We start from the raw sequence: 19830 nt of genomic DNA, 5'->3' as shown, positions 1-19830 counted from the left end.
TACCGATGTCCTTTCCTCTGCTGACAGTGACAGCGGCGCTCCCGGCCGTCGGGGCGATCGCCACGGCCGCCGTACCGGCCGCGCAGCGCACCGCCGCCAAGTGGCTGGCGCTGCTCGTCTCGCTCGCCACGCTCGTCCTGGCGATCACCGTCCTGGTGCGCTTCGACCCGGACGGCGAGCGTTACCAGCTCACCGAGTCCCACGCCTGGATCGCGGACTTCGGTGTCCGCTACGAACTGGGCGTGGACGGCATCGCGGTGGCGCTGATCGCGCTCACGGCCCTGCTGATCCCGTTCATCATCCTCGCGGGCTGGCACGACGCCGACCCGCTGGAGACCGGCAGCACCCGGTGGCGGCCCACGCAGGGCTTCTTCGCCCTGATCCTCGCCGTCGAGGCGATGGTGATCCTCTCCTTCGAGGCCACCGACGTCTTCCTCTTCTACATCTTCTTCGAAGCCATGCTGATCCCGATGTACTTCCTCATCGGCGGCTTCGGGGACCGTGCCCACGAGCACGGCGAGAAGACGGCGGCGACCCAACGGTCGTACGCGGCGGTGAAGTTCCTCCTCTACAACCTGGTCGGCGGTCTGATCATGCTGGCCGCGGTGATCGGCCTGTACGTGGTCGCCGGGAACTTCTCCCTCCAGGAGATCGCCGCCGCCCGCGCCAACGGCTCGCTCGACATGGCGACCAACACCGAACGCTGGCTGTTCCTGGGCTTCTTCTTCGCCTTCGCGGTGAAGGCGCCGCTGTGGCCGCTGCACACCTGGCTGCCCAACGCGATGCAGGAGTCCACCGCCCCGGTCGCCGTACTGATCACGGCGGTCGTCGACAAGGTCGGCACCTTCGCGATGCTCCGCTTCTGCCTCCAGCTGTTCCCGGAGGCCAGCAAGTGGGCGACGCCCGTGATCCTCGTCCTGGCCCTGATCAGCATCATCTACGGGGCGCTGCTCGCGGTCGGCCAGCGGGACATCAAACGGCTGATCGCCTACGCGTCGATCTCCCACTTCGGCTTCATCATCATGGGCATCTTCGCGATGACCAGCCAGGGCCAGTCCGGCGCGACGCTCTACATGGTCAACCACGGCATCTCGACCGCCGCGCTGATGCTGGTGGCGGGCTTCCTGATCTCCCGGCGCGGCTCGCGGCTCATCGCCGACTACGGCGGAGTGCAGAAAGTCGCCCCGGTGCTGGCCGGCACGTTCCTGATCGGCAGCCTCGCGACGCTCTCCCTGCCGGGACTGGCGCCGTTCGTGAGCGAGTTCCTGGTCCTGGTCGGCACGTTCACGCGCTACCCGGTGATCGGCATCATCGCCACCTTCGGCATCGTCCTCGCCGCGCTCTACACCCTCGTCCTGTACCAGCGGACGATGACCGGGCCGGTGAAACCCGAGGTCAGTGCGATGCCCGACCTCAGGGTGCGTGAACTCGTGGTCGTCGCCCCGCTGGTCGCACTGCTGATCTTCCTGGGCGTCTACCCGAAGCCCGTCACGGACATCGTCAACCCTGCGGTCAAACAGACCATGTCCGACGTACAGAAGAAGGACCCCCAGCCCGAGGTGGAGGCGGCCAAGTGAGCGCAACAGCCGTCCACAGCCTGTGGACAACCGCGGCCGAGCCGATCACCAAGATCGATGCGCCGAAGTTCGAGTACGGACAGCTGGCGCCCACCCTGATCGTCGTCGGAGCGGCGATCGTCGGGATCCTGGTCGAGGCGTTCGTACCGCGCAAATCGCGTTATCACGTTCAGATGTTCGTGTCCGTCGTCGCCCTCGCGGCCGCCTTCGCCGCGGTCGTCGCCCTCGCGGCCGACGGTTACGGCACGACCAAGGCGCGCATCGCGGCGATGGGCGCGATCGCCGTCGACGGACCGGCCCTCTTCCTCCAGGGCACGATCCTGCTGGCGGCCCTGGTCGGCCTGTTCACCTTCGCCGAGCGGCGGCTCGACCCGGTGGTGCACGGCAACCGGGTCGACTCCTTCGCCGCGCAGGCCGCGTCCGTGCCGGGCAGTGAGAGCGAGAAGGCGGCGGTCAAGGCCGGGTTCACCACCACCGAGGTGTTCCCGCTGCTGCTGTTCGCCGTCGCCGGCATGCTGATCTTCCCTGCGGCCAACGACCTGCTGACGCTCTTCGTGGCGCTGGAGGTCCTCTCGCTCCCGCTGTACCTGCTGTGCGCGCTGGCCCGCCGCAAGCGGCTCATGTCGCAGGAGGCGGCGGTCAAGTACTTCCTGCTCGGCGCGTTCGCCTCCGCGTTCACCCTGTTCGGCATCGCCTTGTTGTACGGCTACGCGGGCTCCATGTCGTACGCGACGATCGCGCAGGTCGTCGACGGCACGGTCGCGGACGTCAACCCGGCGCTCGCCGACACCATGGGCAACGACGCGCTGCTGCTGATCGGTGCCGCGCTGGTGGTGATGGGCCTGCTGTTCAAGGTGGGCGCGGTGCCGTTCCACATGTGGACGCCGGACGTGTACCAGGGCGCGCCGACGCCGGTGACCGGTTTCATGGCGGCGGCGACGAAGGTGGCGGCGTTCGGCGCGCTGCTGCGGTTGCTGTACGTCGTCCTGCCGGGACTGCGCTGGGACTGGCGGCCGGTGATGTGGGCCGTGGCGATCGTCACCATGCTGGGCGGCGCCATCGTCGCGATCACCCAGACCGACATCAAGCGGCTGCTGGCGTACTCGTCGATCGCGCACGCCGGATTCATCCTCGCGGGTGTCATCGCGACCACGCCCGACGGTGTCTCGTCCGTCCTCTTCTACCTGGCCGCGTACTCGTTCGTGACGATCGGCGCCTTCGCGGTGGTCACGCTCGTGCGCGACGCGGGCGGCGAGGCGACGCACCTGTCCAAGTGGGCGGGGCTCGGCCGGCGTTCGCCGCTGGTGGCGGCCGTGTTCGCGGTGTTCCTGCTGGCCTTCGCGGGCATTCCGCTGACCTCCGGCTTCGCCGGGAAGTTCGCCGTGTTCAAGGCGGCGGCGGAGGGCGGGGCCGCCCCGCTCGTCGTGATCGGTGTGATCTCGTCGGCGATCGCGGCGTTCTTCTACATCCGCGTCATCGTGCTCATGTTCTTCAGCGAGCCGCGGCCGGAGGGCCCGACGGTGGCCGTGCCGTCGCCGCTGACGATCACGGCGATCGGAGTCGGCGTGGCGGTCACGCTGGTGCTCGGTGTGGCGCCGCAGTACTTCCTGGATCTGGCGGGGCAGGCGGGGGTGTTCGTGCGCTGACACCCCCGCCCACAGAAGTGGGACCCGGTCTCCTTCGGAGACCGGGTCCCACTGTGTGTCCGGGTCAGGGGCACGTCAACCTGGGGTTCCAGGGGTAGAAGACACCCCTGGGGTTGTCCTTGAAGATCCAGGCGTGCAGCGTGTAGACGACGCCCAGGCCGGGGATCTCCTCCGGCCCGTCGAAGTGCCGGTCGCCGAACATGACCGGACGGTCGTCGTCCGTCTCCACGTTCTGGTCGGCGTCACGGACGCTCCACTCCACAGCACCGAGACGCAGCTTGCCGTGCTTGCCCTTGTGGTGGACGAGCCCGGCGGGCTCCGTCGGGTTGGTGGAGTTGATGAGCCGCTGCTTGACGTAGTGGTATCCCATGGCGCCTTCTCCGGGCAGCGCGGTGCACGGGCCGGCGGGGAGGTGGCCGTCCTTGATCGCGCGCTTCACGTGCTGGTACTGGCGCGTGACGGCGTAGGTCTGGACGAGTTCGGGTTCGCCTTCGTGGTCGTGTCCGGCGGCGTGCGCGGGGGCCGCGGCGCATGCGAGCGCGGTGGTCAGCGTGAGGGCACAGGCGGCCTTGAGGAAGGACATGTCGTGTCGCTCCCTGCGGGAGGGGCGCCCGGGGGCGGGCGCCCGTCATGGGGGCGCGGTCGCGCCCGGTGAGGGATGGGGGGGGCCTCCCCCGTCTCGCGTCGGCAGCATCGCCCGGCCGGTGGGGGCCTGCCAGGCGGGGTGTCCGTTCGGGCTGGGAACGAGCCGTCGATTCGGGCGAGTACAGGCCGTCTGTCCAGGCTGGGGGCCGGCTGTCCGTTCGAGCCGGGTATCGGCCGCCCGTTCGAGCTGGGTGCGGAGGTGACGGGATCCGTCGAGCGAGGCCTGTGGATAACTCCGGGGGTGTCGGTGCGGGCACCTATGGTGGACGCAGTGGTCGAGGGGCGACCTACGGGGGACAGGACGATGGGCGCGATGGGCGGGACGGATGTGATGACGGACGTGGACGCGGTGACCGGGACCGGCGGGCCAGGCGGTGCCAGCGACAGCGCGGCGCTGGCCACGCTGCACCGGGTCTTCGGGTACGAGACCTTCCGTGGCGAGCAGGAAGCGGTCATCGAACACGTGGTCGCGGGCGGCGACGCGGTGGTGCTGATGCCGACCGGCGCCGGCAAGTCCCTCTGCTACCAGGTCCCGGCCCTGGTCAGACCGGGTACGGGGGTGGTCGTCTCCCCGCTCATCGCCCTGATGCAGGACCAGGTGAACGCGCTGCGGGCGCTGGGCGTGCGGGCCGGGTTCATGAACTCCACGCAGGACTTCGACGAGCGGCGGATGGTCGAGGCCGAGTTCCTCGCCGGCGAGCTGGACCTGCTGTACCTGGCGCCGGAGCGGCTGCGTCTGGAGAACACGCTCGACCTGCTCTCACGCGGGAAGATCTCCGTCTTCGCGATCGACGAGGCGCACTGCGTGTCCCAGTGGGGCCACGACTTCCGGCCGGACTACCTGACGCTTTCGCTGCTCGGGGAGCGCTGGCCGGACGTACCGCGGATCGCGCTCACGGCGACGGCCACGCGGGCCACGCACCAGGAGATCACCGAGCGGCTGAACATGCCGACGGCCCGGCACTTCGTGGCCAGCTTCGACCGGCCCAACATCCAGTACCGGATCGTGCCGAAGGCGGACCCGAAGAAGCAGCTGCTGAGCTTCCTGCGCGAGGAGCACGCGGGTGACGCGGGCATCGTCTACTGCCTGTCGCGCAATTCGGTCGACAAGACCGCCGAGTTCCTCAGCCGCAACGGCATCGAGGCGGTGCCGTACCACGCGGGGCTGGACGCGGGCACCCGCGCGGCCCACCAGTCCCGCTTCCTGCGGGAGGACGGCCTGGTCGTGGTGGCGACCATCGCCTTCGGAATGGGCATCGACAAGCCGGACGTACGCTTCGTCGCCCACCTCGACCTGCCCAAGTCGGTCGAGGGCTACTACCAGGAGACGGGCCGGGCGGGGCGTGACGGGCTGCCGTCGACGGCCTGGATGGCGTACGGGCTGAACGACGTCATCCAGCAGCGCAAGCTGATCCAGTCGGGCGAGGGCGACGAGGCGTTCCGGCGACGGGCCCAGGCCCACCTGGACTCGATGCTGGCGCTGTGCGAGACGGCCCAGTGCCGCCGGGGCCAGCTCCTGGCCTACTTCGGCCAGGACCCGGACCAGCCTGCCTGCGGCAACTGCGACACCTGCCTGACCCCGCCGGAGACCTGGGACGGCACGGTCGCGGCGCAGAAGGTGCTGTCGACGGTGGTGCGGCTGCAGCGGGAGCGCGGGCAGAAGTTCGGCGCGGTGCAGATCGTCGACATCCTGCTGGGCAAGCGGACCGCCAAGGTCATCCAGTTCGACCACGACCAGCTGTCGGTGTTCGGCATCGGTGACGATCTGACCGAGGGCGAATGGCGGGGCGTCATCCGGCAGTTGCTGGCCCAGGGGCTGCTCGCGGTGGAGGGCGAGTACGGCACGCTGGTGCTGACCGAGGCGAGCGGGGCGGTGCTGCGGCGGGAGCGGGAGGTGCCGCTGCGCAAGGAGCCGAAGAAGCCGGTGACCTCCCGGTCGGGGTCCTCGTCGTCCTCGGGCTCGGGCTCGGGGCGGGGCGAGCGCAAGGGCAAGACGGTCGCCGCCGAGCTGCCCGAGGAACTGCTGCCGGCCTTCGAGGCACTGCGCGCCTGGCGGGCCGAGCAGGCTCGCGAGCAGGGCGTCCCGGCGTACGTCATCTTCCACGACGCCACGCTGAGGGAGATCGCCACGGTGTGGCCGGGCTCGGTGGCCGAACTGGGCGGGATCAGCGGCGTGGGGGAGAAGAAGCTCGCGACGTACGGGGAGGGCGTGCTGGAGGTGCTCGCGTCGCTGGGCGGGCCGGCAGGCTCCGCTCCCGCGGGCGACTCACCCTCGGCCCAGGCGCCCGGGCAGGCTCCGGCACACGCCGCCGCCGGTCAGGGCGCGGGGGAGCCGGACCACTGGCCGGAGATGGACGCGGAGCCGGAGCCCGACGACTGGATATAGAGCCGGGCTCCGGCCACGTCATAGCGTCATAGGGAGTGGCGAGCCGGGCCGGTCACAACGCCCGTGCCGCGTACGCCCTGACATCCGCGTCGGAGTCCGTCGTCGCCGTGGCGAGGGCCGCGTGGGCCTCCTCGGTGGCGCGGTGCCGGGTCAGGGCCAGCACGGCGGCCTTGCGGACATCGGCGTTGGCGTCCGCGAGAGCCTTGGCGAGGGCGGGGACGGCCGACGCCGGGTCGGCGACGGACAGGGCCGTGGCCGCTCCGGCCCGCACCTGCCAGGCCTGCTCCGACAGGGCGGCCAGGGCGCGCGCGGTGAGGTGTGCCGGGCAGCCGGTGGCACCCAGTGCTCCGTAGGCCGCTGCGCGGACCAGGGCGTCGGGGTCGTCGAGGAGGCCCGTGAGGGCCGTGGCGATCGCGTCGGCGGCGGGGTCGGCGGTCGACGGGAGGTCATCCGCCAGACGCTCCGCACCCACCGTGGCCAGTCCCTTGGCGATCGCCACCCGGATCTCGCGGGACGGGTCGGTGGCCGCCGCTCGGGCCAGTTCGCCGGCGGCGTCGACCGACACCAGTGCGCGTACGGCCTCGATGCGGACGGCGATCTCGGAGTCGGTCAGGGCGTGCGCGAACAGGTCCCTGCCGCCGAGGCGCAGGGCGCGCAGGACGTCCAGCGCGGCGGCGCGGACCACCGGGTCGGGCTCTGCCAGGGCGGCGGTGAGGCCGTCGCGCAGGTCGGGCTCGGGCGGGAGCGTCTCGACGAGCTCGCGCAGTGACGCGGCCGCGGTGGCACGGACCTCGGCTGCGGTGTCGCGCAGGGCGGCGGCGAGGGCGGGGCCGGTCCCCGGCGGCAGCGTCTCGGTGAGCACGGCGACCGCCTCACGCCGGACCGCGGGCACGGGGTCGGACAGGTAGGGCTGGAGAGCGGCGAGTTCGGGCTCTTCATCGGCGAGCGCGACGAGTTCGAGGAGGCGGGCGGAGGACTGCCCCCGGGTGGGATCGGAGGGCTGCTCCAGGGCCGGAGCCGAGGGCGCGTACCGCTCACCCGGGGTCCGCTCCTGCTCAGTACGTTCCGCCCCGTCCCGAGCCGCCACCGGCGCCAGATCCCGCGATCCCGCCGTCGCCACGTTCTCGGCGTGGACCTCGCCGAGGGAACGGGACGGGCCGCCGGCGGGGGCGAAGCCGTCGACCGGGACGAGATAGGGAGCCACGGGACGGGCCGTGAATTCCATCGCACCAGAGGGGGACTTGTGCAGATCGAGATGGTGGAACCAGGACGCGTCGTCGCGAGCGGGATGGTCGAGGCGGTCGTGGTAGAGGCCCCAGCGGGACTCCGTGCGGGCCAGGGAGGAGCGCGCGGCCATCTCCGCGCAGTCGCGGATGAAGGTGACCTCCGCGCAGCGCATCAGCTCGTGCGCGGTGCGGGCGCCCATTGCGGCGATGTCGGCGCGCATCCGCTCGAACGCCTCCAGGGCCAGCGACAGCCGGGCACCGGACTTCGGCGGGGCCACGTAGTCGTTCACGAAGCGGCGCAGCTTGTACTCGACCTGGGGCTGCGGCGGGCCGTCGGGGTTGCGCAGCGGGCGGTAGATCAGCTCGTGCGCCTCCCGGAGCTGCTCACGGGGCAACTCCCCTTCGTACGCGGAGTACTGGGACGCGTCCGCGCCCGCCAGGTCGCCGAAGACGAACGCGCCGATCATGTAGTTGTGAGGGACGCAGGCCAGGTCGCCGGCCGCGTACAGGCGGGGGACGGTCGTGCGGGCGTGGTCGTCCACGCGGACGCCGGAGGCGGAGTGGCCGCCGCACAGGCCGATCTCGGAGATGTGCATCTCGACGTCGTGGGTGCGGTAGTCGTGGCCGCGGCCGGAGTGGAAGGTGCCACGGGTCGGGCGTTCGGTCGAGTGGAGGATCGTCTCCAGGGCGGAGACGGACTCCTCGGGGAGATGGCTCAGCTTCAGGTAGACCGGGCCCCGGTCGGACGCCACCTCCGCCGCGAACTCGGCCATCATCTGGCCGGACCAGTAGTCGGAGTCGACGAAGCGTTCGCCGTGCCGGTTGACCTGGTAGCCGCCGAAGGGGTTGGCGACATAGGCGCAGGCGGGCCCGTTGTAGTCCTTGATCAGCGGGTTGATCTGGAAGCACTCGATGCCGGTGAGCGCGGCGCCCGCGTGGTAGGCCATGGCGTAGCCGTCGCCCGCGTTGGTGGGGTTCTCGTAGGTGCCGTAGAGGTAGCCGGAGGCGGGCAGGCCGAGGCGGCCGCAGGCACCCGTCGCGAGGATCACCGCGCCCGCGCGGACCTGGACGAACCGCCCCGTACGGGTGTTGAAGCCGGCCGCCCCCACGGCCCGCCCCCCGGTCGTGAGCACGCGCACCGGCATCACCCGGTTCTCGATGCGGATCCTCTCCCGCATCTCGCGCCGCCGCAGCTGCCGGTACAGGACCTTCTTGACGTCCTTGCCCTCCGGCATCGGCAGGACGTAGGAGCCGGAGCGGTGGACCTGGCGGACCGCGTAGTCGCCGTGCTCGTCCTTCTCGAACTTCACGCCGTACGACTCCAGCCGCTGCACCATCGCGAAGCCGCGGGTGGCGGTCTGGCGGACGGTGGACTGGTCGACGATGCCGTCGTTGGCGCGGGTGATCTCGGCGACGTAGTCGTCGGGTTCGGCGCGGCCCGGGATGACCGCGTTGTTGACGCCGTCCATGCCCATGGCGAGCGCGCCGGAATGGCGGACGTGGGCCTTCTCCAGCAGGAGGACGTTCGCGCCGTGCTCGGCGGCGGTGAGGGCCGCCATGGTGCCGGCGGTGCCGCCGCCGATGACGAGGACGTCGCAGGTCAGTTCCTCGGCGTCGGTGAGGGACGGGACGGCCAGGGGAGTGTCCGCAGGGCGGTTCACGGAGGTGGTCACCGGGGTGCCTTTCACGTACCGAGCGAGGTGAGGACGTCGCGCCGCAGGGCCAGGCGCGCCGGGTCGTCGTGCGCGCCGCGCTCGCGCGGGCGGGGCACGTCCCGTACGGCGACGAGGCCGCCCGCGCCGAGCAGGGCCACGCGGTCGCCGAGGAAGAGCGCCTCGTCCACGTCGTGGGTGACGAAGACGACGGTCGCGCCGGTGCCGTGCAGCACCTCGACCAGCAGGTCCTGCATGCCCGCGCGGGTCTGCGCGTCGAGCGCGCCGAACGGCTCGTCCATCAGGACGGCGCGGGGGCGGGCGGCCAGGGCGCGGGCCAGCTGGACGCGCTGGCGCTGGCCGCCGGAGACCCGGTGCGGCAACTGCCGTGCCTGTGTGCCGAGCCCGACTCGCTCCAGCCAGGCCTGGGCCTGTTCGCGGCGCTCGGCGCGGGGCACGCCGCTGATGGCGAGGGGGAGTTCGACGTTGGCGCGCAGAGTGCGCCAGGGGAGCAGGGCGTCCTCCTGGAAGACCAGGGCGCGGTCGGCCGAGGGGCCGGTCAGCGGGTGCCCGTCCTGGGTGATCTCCCCGGCGAGCGGCGGCAGCAGGCCGGCCAGGGTGCGCAGGAGGGTCGACTTGCCGCAGCCGGAGGGGCCGACGACGGTGAGGATCCCGCCGGGGGCGATGTCCAGGTCGACGCCGTCCAGGGCGGGCGCGCCGGGGCGGCCGAGGGAGGCGCCGGAGAGGGTGAGCCGGGTGCCGCGGACCGGCGCGGCGGCGACGGCCCCGGGCGAGGTGCTCAGGGTGGTGTCAGACGAGGTGCTCATCGCGTGCCTCCTCGGATGCGGGCCCGCCGGATACGGCGGCGGGGGCGGCCGACGCGGGTTTCGCGGACCGGAAGGACCGGACAGGCCGGAAGGGCCGGAAGGGCCGGAAGGGCCGGGCGGGCCCGGGCGGCCGGACGCCGGGGACGTACGCGGTGCGGGGCAGCCAGCAGGTGAGGCGGCGGCCGAGCAGTTCCACGGCCGTGGAGGTGACCCAGCCGAGCACGCCGATGGTGACCATGCCGACGAACACGCCCGGGTAGTCGACGACGGTGTAGTCCTGCCAGGTGCGGTAGCCGACGCCGTACTGGCCGGAGATCATCTCGGCGGAGATCACGCAGATCCAGGACACGCCGATGCCGACGGACAGGCCGCCGAACACCCCGGGCAGCGCGCCCGGCAGGACGACGGAGCCGAGGATCCGCCACCGGCCGCCGCCCATGGTGCGCACCGCCTCCTCCCACGTGGGGGTCAGCGCGCGCACCGCGTGCCGTGTCGAGACCAGGACGGGGAAGAAGGCTGCGGCACAGGTGATGAAGACGATGCCCTGTTCGTTGGAGGGGAAGAGCAGGATCGCGACGGGGACGAGCGCGATGGCCGGGATCGGGCGGACCACCTCCAGCAGCGGGCCGAGCAGGTCCTCGGCGAGACGCGAGCGGACCACGAGCACGCCCGTGGCCACGCCCAGGACGGCGGCCAGCAGGAAGCCGGTGAGGATCCGGGTGAGGCTGTCGGTGAGGTCCGTCCAGTAGTCCGGCCCGGAGAGCCGGGCGGAGAAGGCCCGGGCCACGTCGGTGACCGTCGGGAACTGCGAGAACCGCAGCCACAGGTCGATGTTCAGGCTGGTCAGCCCCTGCCACAGGCCGAGGGCGGCGGCCAGCGACAGCACGCGGAGCGCATAGCGCCTCACGACGCCCGCTCCAGGGCGTCGGCGTACGGGACGACCCGCGCCCCGCCGTGCCCGGCGACGTACGCCTGCGCGGTGTCGGGGGCGACGAAGGGCAGCAGCTTGTCGCCGTCGGCCACCCACACGGCCTTGTCGGCGAACCAGAGGGTTCCGGTGGTGGTGTCGGGGACGTAGGCGGCGCGCAGGGCGTCGCGATGCCCTGCCACGTAACGCAGCAGCTGAGAGGGGGAGTTGAAGGTGAGGGTCTTCGAGGCGCCCTTGGGCCAGGCCTCGCTCGCGGCCGGTGCGGGCTTCGTGGCGAGACGCCCGGCGTACGCCGTCGGTCCGAGGGCCTTCTTCACGTACTGGTCGTCGACGAAGGAGTCGACGTCCACGTCGCCGGTGAGTTTCGCCGACTTGAGGACCGAGACGTCCTGCTTCAGCGCGGAGACGAGCTGGGGTTTGATCGCCGGGTCGAAGGTGGCGATGCCGTGAGCGCCGTTGTAGAGGTAGACGACCTCGGCGGGCAGCCCTGTGGCCTTCGCGACCTTCTCGGCGGCGTCCACCGGGTGGTCGTTCAGGTAGTCCGTCGCCTGCGCCTGGGCCTTCAGGAACGCCTCCAGTACGGCCGGCCGCTCTTTCGCGAACTCCTCGCGGGCGGTGACGCCGTGGAAGGTGGGCAGGTTCAGCCGGGCGCCGTCGTAGATCGCCTTCGCCTTGCCCTGGTAGGTGAGCAGGCCCGGCCAGGCGACGAACTGCGACAGCGCGTCCGTGCTGCCCGCCGCGAGGGCGGAGGCGCCGACGGAGGGCTGCTGGTTGAGCTTCTCGATGCCGCTGTCCGGATCGATGCCGGCGCGCTGGAGGGCCCGTACGAGGGTGCCGTCGGCGGCCGAGCCGACGCTCGTGGAGACCTTCTTGCCCTTCAGGTCCGTCAGCGAGCCCAGCTTCGAACCGGGCGCGATGACGACGGTGTTGAGGCCGCCGCGCAGGTTGTAGCCGGTCACCGAGACCAGCCGGGTCGGGCTGTTCAGCTGCTTGCCGCGGGCCGCGTTGATGAGCAGCGGGAAGTCGCCCATCGAGCCGATGTCGATCTTCCCGGCGGTCATCTGGGCGGTGATGGGCGCGCCGGTGGCGTAGTCCTGCCAGTCCACCTTGTACCGGACGCCGTCGTGCAGGGAGTTCAGCTGCTTCTCGAAGGAGCCGAGGGAGCGCAGGAGGGTGCCCGCCGTGACGGTGTTGATCGTCCTGGACTGGTAGCCGACGGTGACGGTCACGGTGGAGCCGCTGCCGGCCTCGGCGTCACCCCCGCAGGCGCTCAGCGGGAGCAGGAGAACGACGGCGGAGACGGCGACTGCCGTGCGTTTCAAGCGGGTTCGGTAATCGACGGTTCGGGAATCGATGGTTCGGGACTTGGCGGTTCGGGACATGGCGGTTCGGGCCTCTCACCGGAGCAGATAGGGCATGTTGACCGTGACGGCTCCGGTGGGGCAGCGGGCCGCGCACGGGCCGCAGTACCAGCACTCGTCGACATGCATGTACGCCTTGCCGTTGCGCTCGTCGATGGCGAGGGAGTCCAGCGGGCACATGTCCACGCAGAGCGTGCAGCCGTCGATGCACTTCGACTCGTCGATGGTCACGGGCACGTCGGCCCGCTGGGGCGCCAAGGGCATGGATGTCTCCAGGAGAGTGCGCGAGAGGGTGGGCTACCGGGACCGGTGCAGCAGGCCGCTCATGGTGATGCGGTCGCCGCGGAACCGGATGAACTCCAGGTCGACCGGGCGGCCGTCCGCGAGGTGGGTGAGGCGTTCCAGCATGAGGACGGCGGCACCGCGCGGGGCCTCGAGCACGGCGGCCGAGTGGGTGTCCGCGCTGACCGCTTCCAGGGTGATCTCGGCGTGGCCGAGGGGCCGGCCGGTGACGGTTTCCAGGAGGCGGAAGACGTCGGTGTTCTCCAGGTCGGCGCCGAGCAGTTCGGTGCCGATGTCGAGGGGGATGTAGGTGAGGTCGAGGGACAGGGGGAGGCCGTTCAGGCGGCGCAGACGTTCGATGTAGAGGACGTCGGTGCCGGGCGCGAGGTGGAGGCGTCCGGCGACGGGCGCGGGTGCCGGGGCGGGGCCCATGGTGCGGACCTCGTTGGTGACCCGGCCGTGTTCGCGGAGGGTTTCCGCGAGACCCATCAGACGGTCGAGGCCGTGGGGGTACTTCTGGGCCACGACCACGGTGCCGACGCCGGGCTGGCGCGCCACGAGGCCCTCGGCCCGCAGCAGGTCGAGCGCCTCGCGGACCGTGTTGCGGCTGGTGCCGTAGTCGGTGGCGAGGGCCGACTCGTGGGGGAGCGTGCCGTCGGGGAAGGCGTCCGTGAGCAGTTGTCGGCGGAGCAGGTCGGCCAGTTGCCGGGCCCGGTCGGCGCGCAGCCGGCGCCGCGCGCGGTGGGCGGCGACGGTGGTCGCGGCTCCCTGGCCGGCGTGGTCTCGGATGCGGTCGCTGGGCATGGCTCGGACCATACCTATCCGATAGGAAAAGTGGTGTTGCGGGAATGTTGCGCCATCGGGAGCGCGGCCGGGTGGGCTGCTGAGCTGGACTTCCGGCGTGCCGACCTGGAGATCCGCCACCGGCCGCCGCCCCGGTACGGCTACGACAGGGCGGTCAGACCCGGCGCGAACACGATGAGCAGGGGCAGCAGCGGCACCAGCGCGGCCGTGGTGGTCGTCAGGGCCCGGTGCCGGCGGCCCAGCCGGGGCGGCGGCTCCAGGAGCCGGTCGACCCGCTCGCCCAGCAGGCGATGGCTGGAGGCGCAGGACAGGACGCCGCGGTGCTGGTTGAGCTCGATCAGCGCCAGGGCCGTGGTCAGGTGGCCGCAGCGGCGGGAGGCGGTGTCGTCGGCGGCCAGTTCGACCAGGCGGTGCGTCTGGTCGCAGAAGTGGGCGAACAGCGGGACGCGGGGGAAGCCCGTGGCCAGGGCGGTGGACAGGTGCAGCAGCCAGTCGTGCCGGGCGCGGGCGTGGCCGCGCTCGTGGGTGAGGACGGCGTCGAGCTGGTGGTCCGTGAGGCGGTGCAGGGCGCCCGTGGTGACGATCAGCTGGGGCGGGCTGCCGGGCATCCACCAGGCGTCGGGGTACTCGTCCTCCAGGACCAGGAGGGGGCCGCGGGCGGCGGGCAGTCCGGCGGGCAGGTCGGGGGCGCGTTCGCGAAGGTGGGCGCGGGCCTGCGCGCGGCGCCGGCGCGCCTCGACGAGTTCACGCGCGAGCATCGCGGTCGTCCAGGCGGCACCGCAGGCCAGCAGCAGGGTGAGGGCGGCGGCCCCGGGCGGCGCGGTGGACAGGTCGTACGCCGCCGTCACCGCGGGCGGAGCCGGGGCGAAGAGCTGGGCGCGGACCGTGCCGAACACGGCGGCGGCGCCCAGGGCGAGCGCCGTCACGCAGCACAGCAGGACGGTGGCGACCAGGCACTGCCACACCCACAGCGCGACCACCGGTTCCCGCTCGGGCCAGTCGGCCCGGGTCAGCGCACGGGGAACGGGTACGGCGGCCGTCACGGCGACAGCGCTCAGCAGGAGCAGGCAGACGGTCATGGCCACGGGCTCCGGTTGGTCGGAAGAGGGGCGGCTACGGGTCGTGCGGGGGAGGGCGGCTGCCGAGCGCACCGGTGACGCGGCTCAAGTGCACACCGGCGAGCGCCCCGAACGTGCCGTGCACCGCGCACGTGCGGGCACACCGCCCGAGCCCAGTATGACGGTGCCGGGCGGTGTGAGTCAGGAGTCGAGCGGCATCACAAGCGCCGGGAGGGGCGACTGTCGGCCAGACCCGGCCATTGTCGGCCAGACCCGGGCCGTTGTCGGCCAGATTCGGGCGGCCCCGCGGGCGCACGACGGGACGTCGCGGACGCCCCCTGGAGCGCCGTCAGGCCGGCACCACCCGCCCCGTCACCTCGCCCAGCCCCACCCGCACACCGTCCGGCCCCGGGGCCCAGGCGGACAGGGTCACCACGTCGCCGTCCTCCAGGAACGTCCGCTTGCCGTCGGGGAGTTCGAGCGGGTCGCGGCCGTTCCAGGTCAGTTCGAGGAGGGAGCCGCGCTCGCGGTCCGCCGGGCCGCTGACCGTGCCCGAGCCGTAGAGGTCGCCGGTGCGCAGGGAGGCGCCGTTGACGGTCATGTGGGCCAGTTGCTGGGCGGCCGTCCAGTACATGGTGGAGAAGGGCGGCTCGGAGACGACGTGGCCGTTGACGGCGACGCTGATCCGCAGGTCGTAGCCGCCGGGTTCCTCGTCGCTGTCGTCCAGGTAGGGCAGCAGCTCGTGCGTCCGGGCCGGCGGGGTCACCCGGGCCTCCTCCAGGGCGTCCAGCGGGGTGATCCACGCCGACACCGACGTGGCGAAGGACTTGCCGAGGAACGGGCCGAGCGGGACGTACTCCCAGGCCTGGATGTCGCGCGCGGACCAGTCGTTGAGGAGGCAGAGGCCGAAGACGTGCTCGCGGAAGCCGTCGAGGGACACCGGCGCGCCCATCCGGGACGGCACGCCGACCACGAAGCCGACCTCCGCCTCGATGTCCAGGCGCACGGACGGGCCGAAGACCGGAGCCGGGTCCGCCGGCGCCTTGCGCTGGCCGGAGGGGCGTACGACGTCCGTGCCCGAGACGACGACCGTGCCGGAGCGGCCGTGGTAGCCGATCGGCAGGTGCTTCCAGTTGGGAGTCAGGGAGTCCTCGGCGTCGGGGCGGAAGATCCGGCCGACGTTCCGGGCGTGGTTCTCGGACGCGTAGAAGTCGACGTAGTCGGCGACCTCGAAGGGGAGGTGCAGCGTCACCGAGGAGAGGGGGTGGAACATCGGTGCGAGGGTCTCGCGGTGGGACGGCACGGTCACCCACGCCGTCAGTGCCCGGCGGACGTCCGACCAGGCCGTGCGGCCCGCGGCCAGCAGCGCGTTGAGGGTCGGCCGCGCGAGCAGGGAGGCGTACGGGGAGCCGAGGGCGTGGGCCGCCGCGCCGGCGTCCAGGACGTGGTCGCCGAGCCGGACGCCCACGGTCCGGTGGGAGGAGCCGGGGAGGGAGAACACGCCGTACGGCAGGTTGTGCGGGCCGAAGGGGTCGCCCTCGGGGACATCGAAGGGGGGCATCGGGTGCTGCCTCGCTTTCGGGTGTGCCGTGTCGTCGCCACGTGTTCGTGGTCCTGCCACACGTTACGGGTGGCACACCCGTCCTGGGCAGTGTCCGAGGAGGCGGATACGGGCGAACGGGGCAGGTGGGCCCGGGTGGGACCGGACGGCGCGACTCGGGCGCGGCGGACGGGACGTCACATCCGTACGAGCCGGAAGTTATCCACAGGACGCGACGCAATCTTGACGGAGCGGTGCGAACGGGGCGACTCTGGGCGGGTGCCGGAAGGCCTCGGGGAGGGGGCGTTCCGATGGCACACCAGGGGGGCGGATGGCCATTGGGGAGGCCGGTCCGGGCTCGGTGCGGCATGGCGTGCAGCCGAAGCGGCTGGAAGAGGCCATGCGCGTGCGGCTCGGCCGGGAATGCGTGTATGTACCGTCGTGCCGTTTCGGGCTGTACGTGGCGCTGCGCCACTGGTGCCCGCCCGGCGGACGGGTGCTGATGTCGCCGGTCAACGACGACGTGATCTTCTTCGTCGTGCTCGCGGCCGGACTGCGCCCGGTGCAGGCGCCGTTGAACCCGCTCGACGCGTCCATCGACATCGATGCCGTGCCGGACGAGACGTGGAGATCGGTGTCCGCCGTGCTCACGACGAACCTGTACGGGAACCCTGACCCGGCGCCGGGGCTCAGACAGAAGTGCGACGCGCTGGGCATCCCGCTGTTCGAGGACGCGGCGCACGCCATCGGCAGCCGGGTGGGGGACCGGCCGGTCGGGGCGTGGGGCGAGGCGTCCGCGTTCAGCCTGTCCAAGCATGTAGGCGCCAAGGCCGGGGGCATGCTCTCCCTGGCCGACCCGGGGCTGCGGGACGCGGTGGAGAAGACCTGCGCGGGGCTGCTCACGCCCCGCCGGCCGAGCTCCGAACTGGCCTATGCGATCCGGCCGTACGCGGAGGCGGCGGTGCGCGGGCTGCGGCTGCGGCGCGCCGCCTGGGCCGCGATCCGGCTGCTGGGGCTGGCGGACCGCGAGGAGATCCGGATGCCGCTGCGCCCGGACGAACTCGCGCGGGCCGCCCGGCACGCGCCCGGGCTCGACGCCCACCACCCCTGGGTACGCGTCGACATGCACGACTACCGCCAGGAGTCCGGCCGGCTGCGCCTGCGACGCGTCGCGCGCCAGCTCGACCGCCTGGACGAGGTGCTGGACGCCTGCCGGGCGGGCACCGAGTTGCTGCTGTCCACACCCTGGGCCAAACCCCGTGACGGGCACGGCACCCAGCCGCTGTTCCGCGTCCCGCTGTTCGTGGCGGACCGGGACGCGGCGATCGCGGCACTGGCGCGGCGGGGCATCGTCGTCGGCTACCTCTACGACCCGCCGCTGGACGACTACGCCGGCGAGCGGTTCACCGACCTCTCACCGGCCCCCGAGGCGGCCCGCTGGTTCGCCCGGCACGCGCTGCCCGTGGACCCGCTGCGGGCCCGGACGGCCGTGGAGGTGCTGGAGCGGTCCGGGGCACGGCCGGCCGAGGCGCCGGGAGCACCACCCAGCGGCAGGCCGGCCGAGGCACCGGGAGAACCGCCCCGCGGCAGGCCGGCACCGGGGAGGCCGGATCAGTCCCGTGGCTGAGATCCAGGTGCACGAGCCCGCCCCCACGCGCGCCGACGGCGGCGGACCGAAGCCTGCCGCCGACGAGCACACGCACGACTCGCTGTTCAAGAACGCCTACTTCCTCATGCTCAGCACCGGCGTGTCCGCCGTCCTGGGCCTGGGCTTCTGGCTGGTGGCCGCCCGCTACTACTCCGAGGAGGCCGTCGGCCAGGGTTCCGCCGCCATCGCGGCGATGCGGTTGCTCGCCAGCATCACGGCGACGACGATGATCGGCGCCGTCGTGCGTTTCGTCCCACGCGCGGGACGGGAGACCGGGCGCCTGGTGTGGGGCATGTACGCGGCCAGTTCGCTGGTCGTGGCGCTCGCCGCCGCCGTCTTCCTGCTCACGATCGACGCGTGGGGAGCGTCGTACGCCCCGCTGGGCACGCCCATGGCGGGCGCGGTGTTCGTCGCGGCGGCCGTGGCCTGGGCGCTGCTCACGCTCCAGGACGGGGTGCTCACCGGACTGCGCAAGGCGGAGTGGGTGCCGGCCGGGAACGCGGTGTTCTCGGTCGGGAAGCTGGCCCTGCTGGCCGTCTTCGCCGGCACGCTGCCCGTCCTCGGCATCTTCGTCTCCTGGGCGGTGGCGATCGCGTTCTCCACCCTGCCGCTGGGCTGGCTGATCTTCCGCCGGCTCATCCCGCGCCAGGCCGAACTCGACCGTGAGAAAGAGCCCCCGAAACTCCGCGACATGGGCCGCTTCCTGGCCGGGGACTCGCTGGGCGCGCTGTTCAGCCTGGCGATGATCAACCTGCTGCCGGTGATGGTCGCGGTCCGCTTCAGCGCCGCGGAGAACGGCTACTTCTACGTGGCGTACACCGTCGGCGGCACGATGGAGTTCATGGCCATCAACATGGCCTCGTCCCTCACCGCGCACGCCTCCCACGACCCCCGGCAGCTCGCCGACGGCGTCCGGGGCGCCCTGCGGCGCATGACGCTGCTGCTGGTCCCGGTCGTGCTGGTGCTGGTCCTCTTCGCCCCGTACATCCTCACGCCGTTCAGCCCGGACTACGCCGAGCACGGCTCGACCGTGCTGCGGCTGCTCGCCCTCGGCGCGCTGCCGCGGGTCGTGGTGGAGCTGTACATCGGCGTACTGCGCGTGCAGGGGCGCACGGGTGTGCTCGCCGCGCTCCAAGGCGCCATGTGCGTCCTGGTGCTGGGCAGCGCGGCCGTGCTGTTCACCCCGGCCGGGATCGCGGGCGCCGGCTGGGCGGTGCTGCTGAGCATGACGCTGATCGCCGTCGTCTCCGCGGTCGGGCTGCGAGCGGCTCTGCGACACAACGCCAGCGCGCCCGCGCCCCGTACGCCCGCCGATCCCTCCCACCCGTCCTACGGCACGCACTGGGCGAAGCTGAACGCCACCGCCGGGTACGGCACGACCTGGGCCCGCCGGGCCGCCTGCCAGCCCCAGGACGGCGACCAGGACACGGTCACGCTGTTCATAGGGCGCCCCGGATACGAACGGGAGGCGCTCCAGGCGGACACACTGGCGCTGATCGTGCGCCCGGAAGGGCCGACCAGGGAACCACCGCGCCAGGAGCCCGCGGAACCGGACCAGGAGCCGCGGGAGCGGCGGCTGAGAGGCGCCCTGTGGAGCCTGCTCGGCTTCGCCACCGTCTTCTTCTGGGCGCCGTTGCGCGATCTGCCCTCGCTCGACCACGCCACCGAAGCGGCGCTGACAGGGCGCCAGCTGCTGGAGGGCCTGCCGCTGCCGTCGCTCACCGCGGGAGGCCTGCTGCTCGTGGTGTTCGCCGCCGCCGTGACGCTGTGCACCCGGCGCGACCCGTGGCTGCCCGGTACGGCGCTGTACGCCGCCCTGCTCGCCCTGTACGCCGCACCGGCCGCCCTCGGGCGGGAACCGCGGCCGGTGGACGGGGCGTTGTACGAGAGGACGGCCGGCTTCCTCGCGGACGCGGTCGGGCTCGACGGGCCCGAGCCGCTGCTTCGCTGGGCGCCGCCGGTCTGCCAGCTGCTGTGTCTCGTGCCTCTGTGGCTGCTGCTCGCGAGCGCGGGCGGACGGCTGCCGTGGCCGGGGCGCTGGGGGGTTCTGTATCTCGTCGCGGTCGGCGGCTGGGTGTGGCGTGAGGCGCTCGCACCGGTCGCGCCGCCCCTGCTCGCCGTACTCGTCCTGCTCCTGCCGCTCTGCCGCCGTGCCGCGTCGGCCCTACAGCACCGCAGAAGTCCGAACGGCCGACCCAGCGCCTGATCAAGCCCAAGAGCCGAACAGGGCCCGAAGAGAGCCGAACAGAG

Annotated in this window: 14 protein-coding genes; 5 read left to right on the top strand and 9 right to left on the bottom strand. The window is 72.5% G+C overall.

Translation table 11 applies throughout. The features are described 5' to 3' along the window. Nucleotides 1–5 precede the first annotated feature (5 nt). Together ABZ192_RS16695 and nuoN are read left to right on the top strand one after the other, a co-directional pair. Nucleotides 6–1577, top strand: a complete 1572-nt coding sequence (locus tag ABZ192_RS16695; protein WP_356925216.1) for an NADH-quinone oxidoreductase subunit M — start codon at nt 6–8, stop codon at nt 1575–1577. After that, on the top strand, nt 1574–3223 hold the full coding sequence (gene nuoN / locus ABZ192_RS16690) for an NADH-quinone oxidoreductase subunit NuoN (protein ID WP_356925215.1): 1650 nt from the start codon (nt 1574–1576) through the stop codon (nt 3221–3223). The genes ABZ192_RS16695 and nuoN overlap by 4 nt, the downstream gene beginning before the upstream one ends. Before the next feature lie 64 nt (nt 3224–3287). On the opposite strand, the gene ABZ192_RS16685 is transcribed toward nuoN, so the two are convergent. Further along, the gene (locus ABZ192_RS16685) at nt 3288–3806 is read right to left on the bottom strand and encodes a hypothetical protein (protein ID WP_356925214.1); all 519 of its coding nucleotides are present in this window, start codon (nt 3804–3806) and stop codon (nt 3288–3290) included. A 375-nt stretch (nt 3807–4181) separates the two neighbouring features. Here ABZ192_RS16685 and recQ point away from each other — a divergent pair, with 375 nt between their 5' ends. Next, nucleotides 4182–6254: a DNA helicase RecQ gene (gene recQ / locus ABZ192_RS16680; protein WP_356925213.1), complete on the top strand. Its 2073-nt coding sequence runs from the start codon at nt 4182–4184 to the stop codon at nt 6252–6254. 52 nt (nt 6255–6306) lie between these two features. On the opposite strand, the gene ABZ192_RS16675 is transcribed toward recQ, so the two are convergent. The 8 genes from ABZ192_RS16675 to fahA form a co-directional block, all read right to left on the bottom strand. Then, nucleotides 6307–9153 (bottom strand): fumarate reductase/succinate dehydrogenase flavoprotein subunit, encoded by a 2847-nt coding sequence (locus ABZ192_RS16675; RefSeq protein WP_356925212.1) that lies wholly within the window; start codon nt 9151–9153, stop codon nt 6307–6309. Between the two features lie 11 nt (nt 9154–9164). Further along, nucleotides 9165–9959, bottom strand: coding sequence for an ABC transporter ATP-binding protein (locus tag ABZ192_RS16670; RefSeq protein WP_356925211.1), 795 nt, complete (start codon nt 9957–9959; stop codon nt 9165–9167). Continuing rightward, complete coding sequence (locus tag ABZ192_RS16665) at nt 9943–10866, bottom strand: ABC transporter permease (protein WP_356925210.1); 924 nt, start codon at nt 10864–10866, stop codon at nt 9943–9945. The genes ABZ192_RS16670 and ABZ192_RS16665 overlap by 17 nt, the downstream gene beginning before the upstream one ends. Next, nucleotides 10863–12209, bottom strand: coding sequence for an ABC transporter substrate-binding protein (locus tag ABZ192_RS16660; RefSeq protein ID WP_356925209.1), 1347 nt, complete (start codon nt 12207–12209; stop codon nt 10863–10865). The genes ABZ192_RS16665 and ABZ192_RS16660 overlap by 4 nt, the downstream gene beginning before the upstream one ends. 75 nt (nt 12210–12284) lie before the next feature. Next, on the bottom strand, nt 12285–12512 hold the full coding sequence (locus ABZ192_RS16655) for a ferredoxin family protein (RefSeq protein ID WP_003992261.1): 228 nt from the start codon (nt 12510–12512) through the stop codon (nt 12285–12287). Nucleotides 12513–12545: 33 nt separating this feature from the next. Continuing rightward, a complete protein-coding gene (locus ABZ192_RS16650; protein ID WP_356925208.1) occupies nt 12546–13334 on the bottom strand; it encodes a GntR family transcriptional regulator in 789 nt (262 codons plus the stop codon). Between the two features lie 140 nt (nt 13335–13474). Next, the gene (locus ABZ192_RS16645) at nt 13475–14413 is read right to left on the bottom strand and encodes a M56 family metallopeptidase (RefSeq protein ID WP_356925207.1); all 939 of its coding nucleotides are present in this window, start codon (nt 14411–14413) and stop codon (nt 13475–13477) included. 328 nt (nt 14414–14741) lie between these two features. Next, on the bottom strand, nt 14742–15953 hold the full coding sequence (fahA, locus tag ABZ192_RS16640) for a fumarylacetoacetase (protein WP_356925206.1): 1212 nt from the start codon (nt 15951–15953) through the stop codon (nt 14742–14744). A gap of 310 nt (nt 15954–16263) precedes the next feature. Here fahA and ABZ192_RS16635 point away from each other — a divergent pair, with 310 nt between their 5' ends. Next, nucleotides 16264–17559, top strand: coding sequence for a DegT/DnrJ/EryC1/StrS family aminotransferase (locus ABZ192_RS16635; RefSeq protein ID WP_356925205.1), 1296 nt, complete (start codon nt 16264–16266; stop codon nt 17557–17559). After that, the gene (locus tag ABZ192_RS16630) at nt 17552–19786 is read left to right on the top strand and encodes a lipopolysaccharide biosynthesis protein (RefSeq protein WP_356925204.1); all 2235 of its coding nucleotides are present in this window, start codon (nt 17552–17554) and stop codon (nt 19784–19786) included. Before ABZ192_RS16635 ends, ABZ192_RS16630 begins: the two co-directional genes overlap by 8 nt. Nucleotides 19787–19830: the final 44 nt, after the last annotated feature.

The sequence above is a fragment of the Streptomyces sp. NPDC006235 genome (assembly GCF_040613735.1).
Classification (GTDB): Bacteria; Actinomycetota; Actinomycetes; order Streptomycetales; family Streptomycetaceae; genus Streptomyces.
This window is presented reverse-complemented; position numbering and strand designations above follow the sequence as displayed.

What these genes read in the sequence shown, in the direction of transcription:
- ABZ192_RS16695 (WP_356925216.1), top strand. Translation starts at nt 6, where the DNA reads ATGTCCTTTCCTCTGCTGACAGTGACAGCGGCGCTCCCGGCCGTCGGG.
- ABZ192_RS16685 (WP_356925214.1), bottom strand. Translation starts at nt 3,806, where the DNA reads ATGTCCTTCCTCAAGGCCGCCTGTGCCCTCACGCTGACCACCGCGCTC.
- recQ (WP_356925213.1), top strand. Translation starts at nt 4,182, where the DNA reads ATGGGCGGGACGGATGTGATGACGGACGTGGACGCGGTGACCGGGACC.
- ABZ192_RS16670 (WP_356925211.1), bottom strand. Translation starts at nt 9,959, where the DNA reads ATGAGCACCTCGTCTGACACCACCCTGAGCACCTCGCCCGGGGCCGTC.
- ABZ192_RS16655 (WP_003992261.1), bottom strand. Translation starts at nt 12,512, where the DNA reads ATGCCCTTGGCGCCCCAGCGGGCCGACGTGCCCGTGACCATCGACGAG.
- ABZ192_RS16650 (WP_356925208.1), bottom strand. Translation starts at nt 13,334, where the DNA reads ATGCCCAGCGACCGCATCCGAGACCACGCCGGCCAGGGAGCCGCGACC.
- ABZ192_RS16645 (WP_356925207.1), bottom strand. Translation starts at nt 14,413, where the DNA reads ATGACCGTCTGCCTGCTCCTGCTGAGCGCTGTCGCCGTGACGGCCGCC.
- fahA (WP_356925206.1), bottom strand. Translation starts at nt 15,953, where the DNA reads ATGCCCCCCTTCGATGTCCCCGAGGGCGACCCCTTCGGCCCGCACAAC.
- ABZ192_RS16635 (WP_356925205.1), top strand. Translation starts at nt 16,264, where the DNA reads ATGGCCATTGGGGAGGCCGGTCCGGGCTCGGTGCGGCATGGCGTGCAG.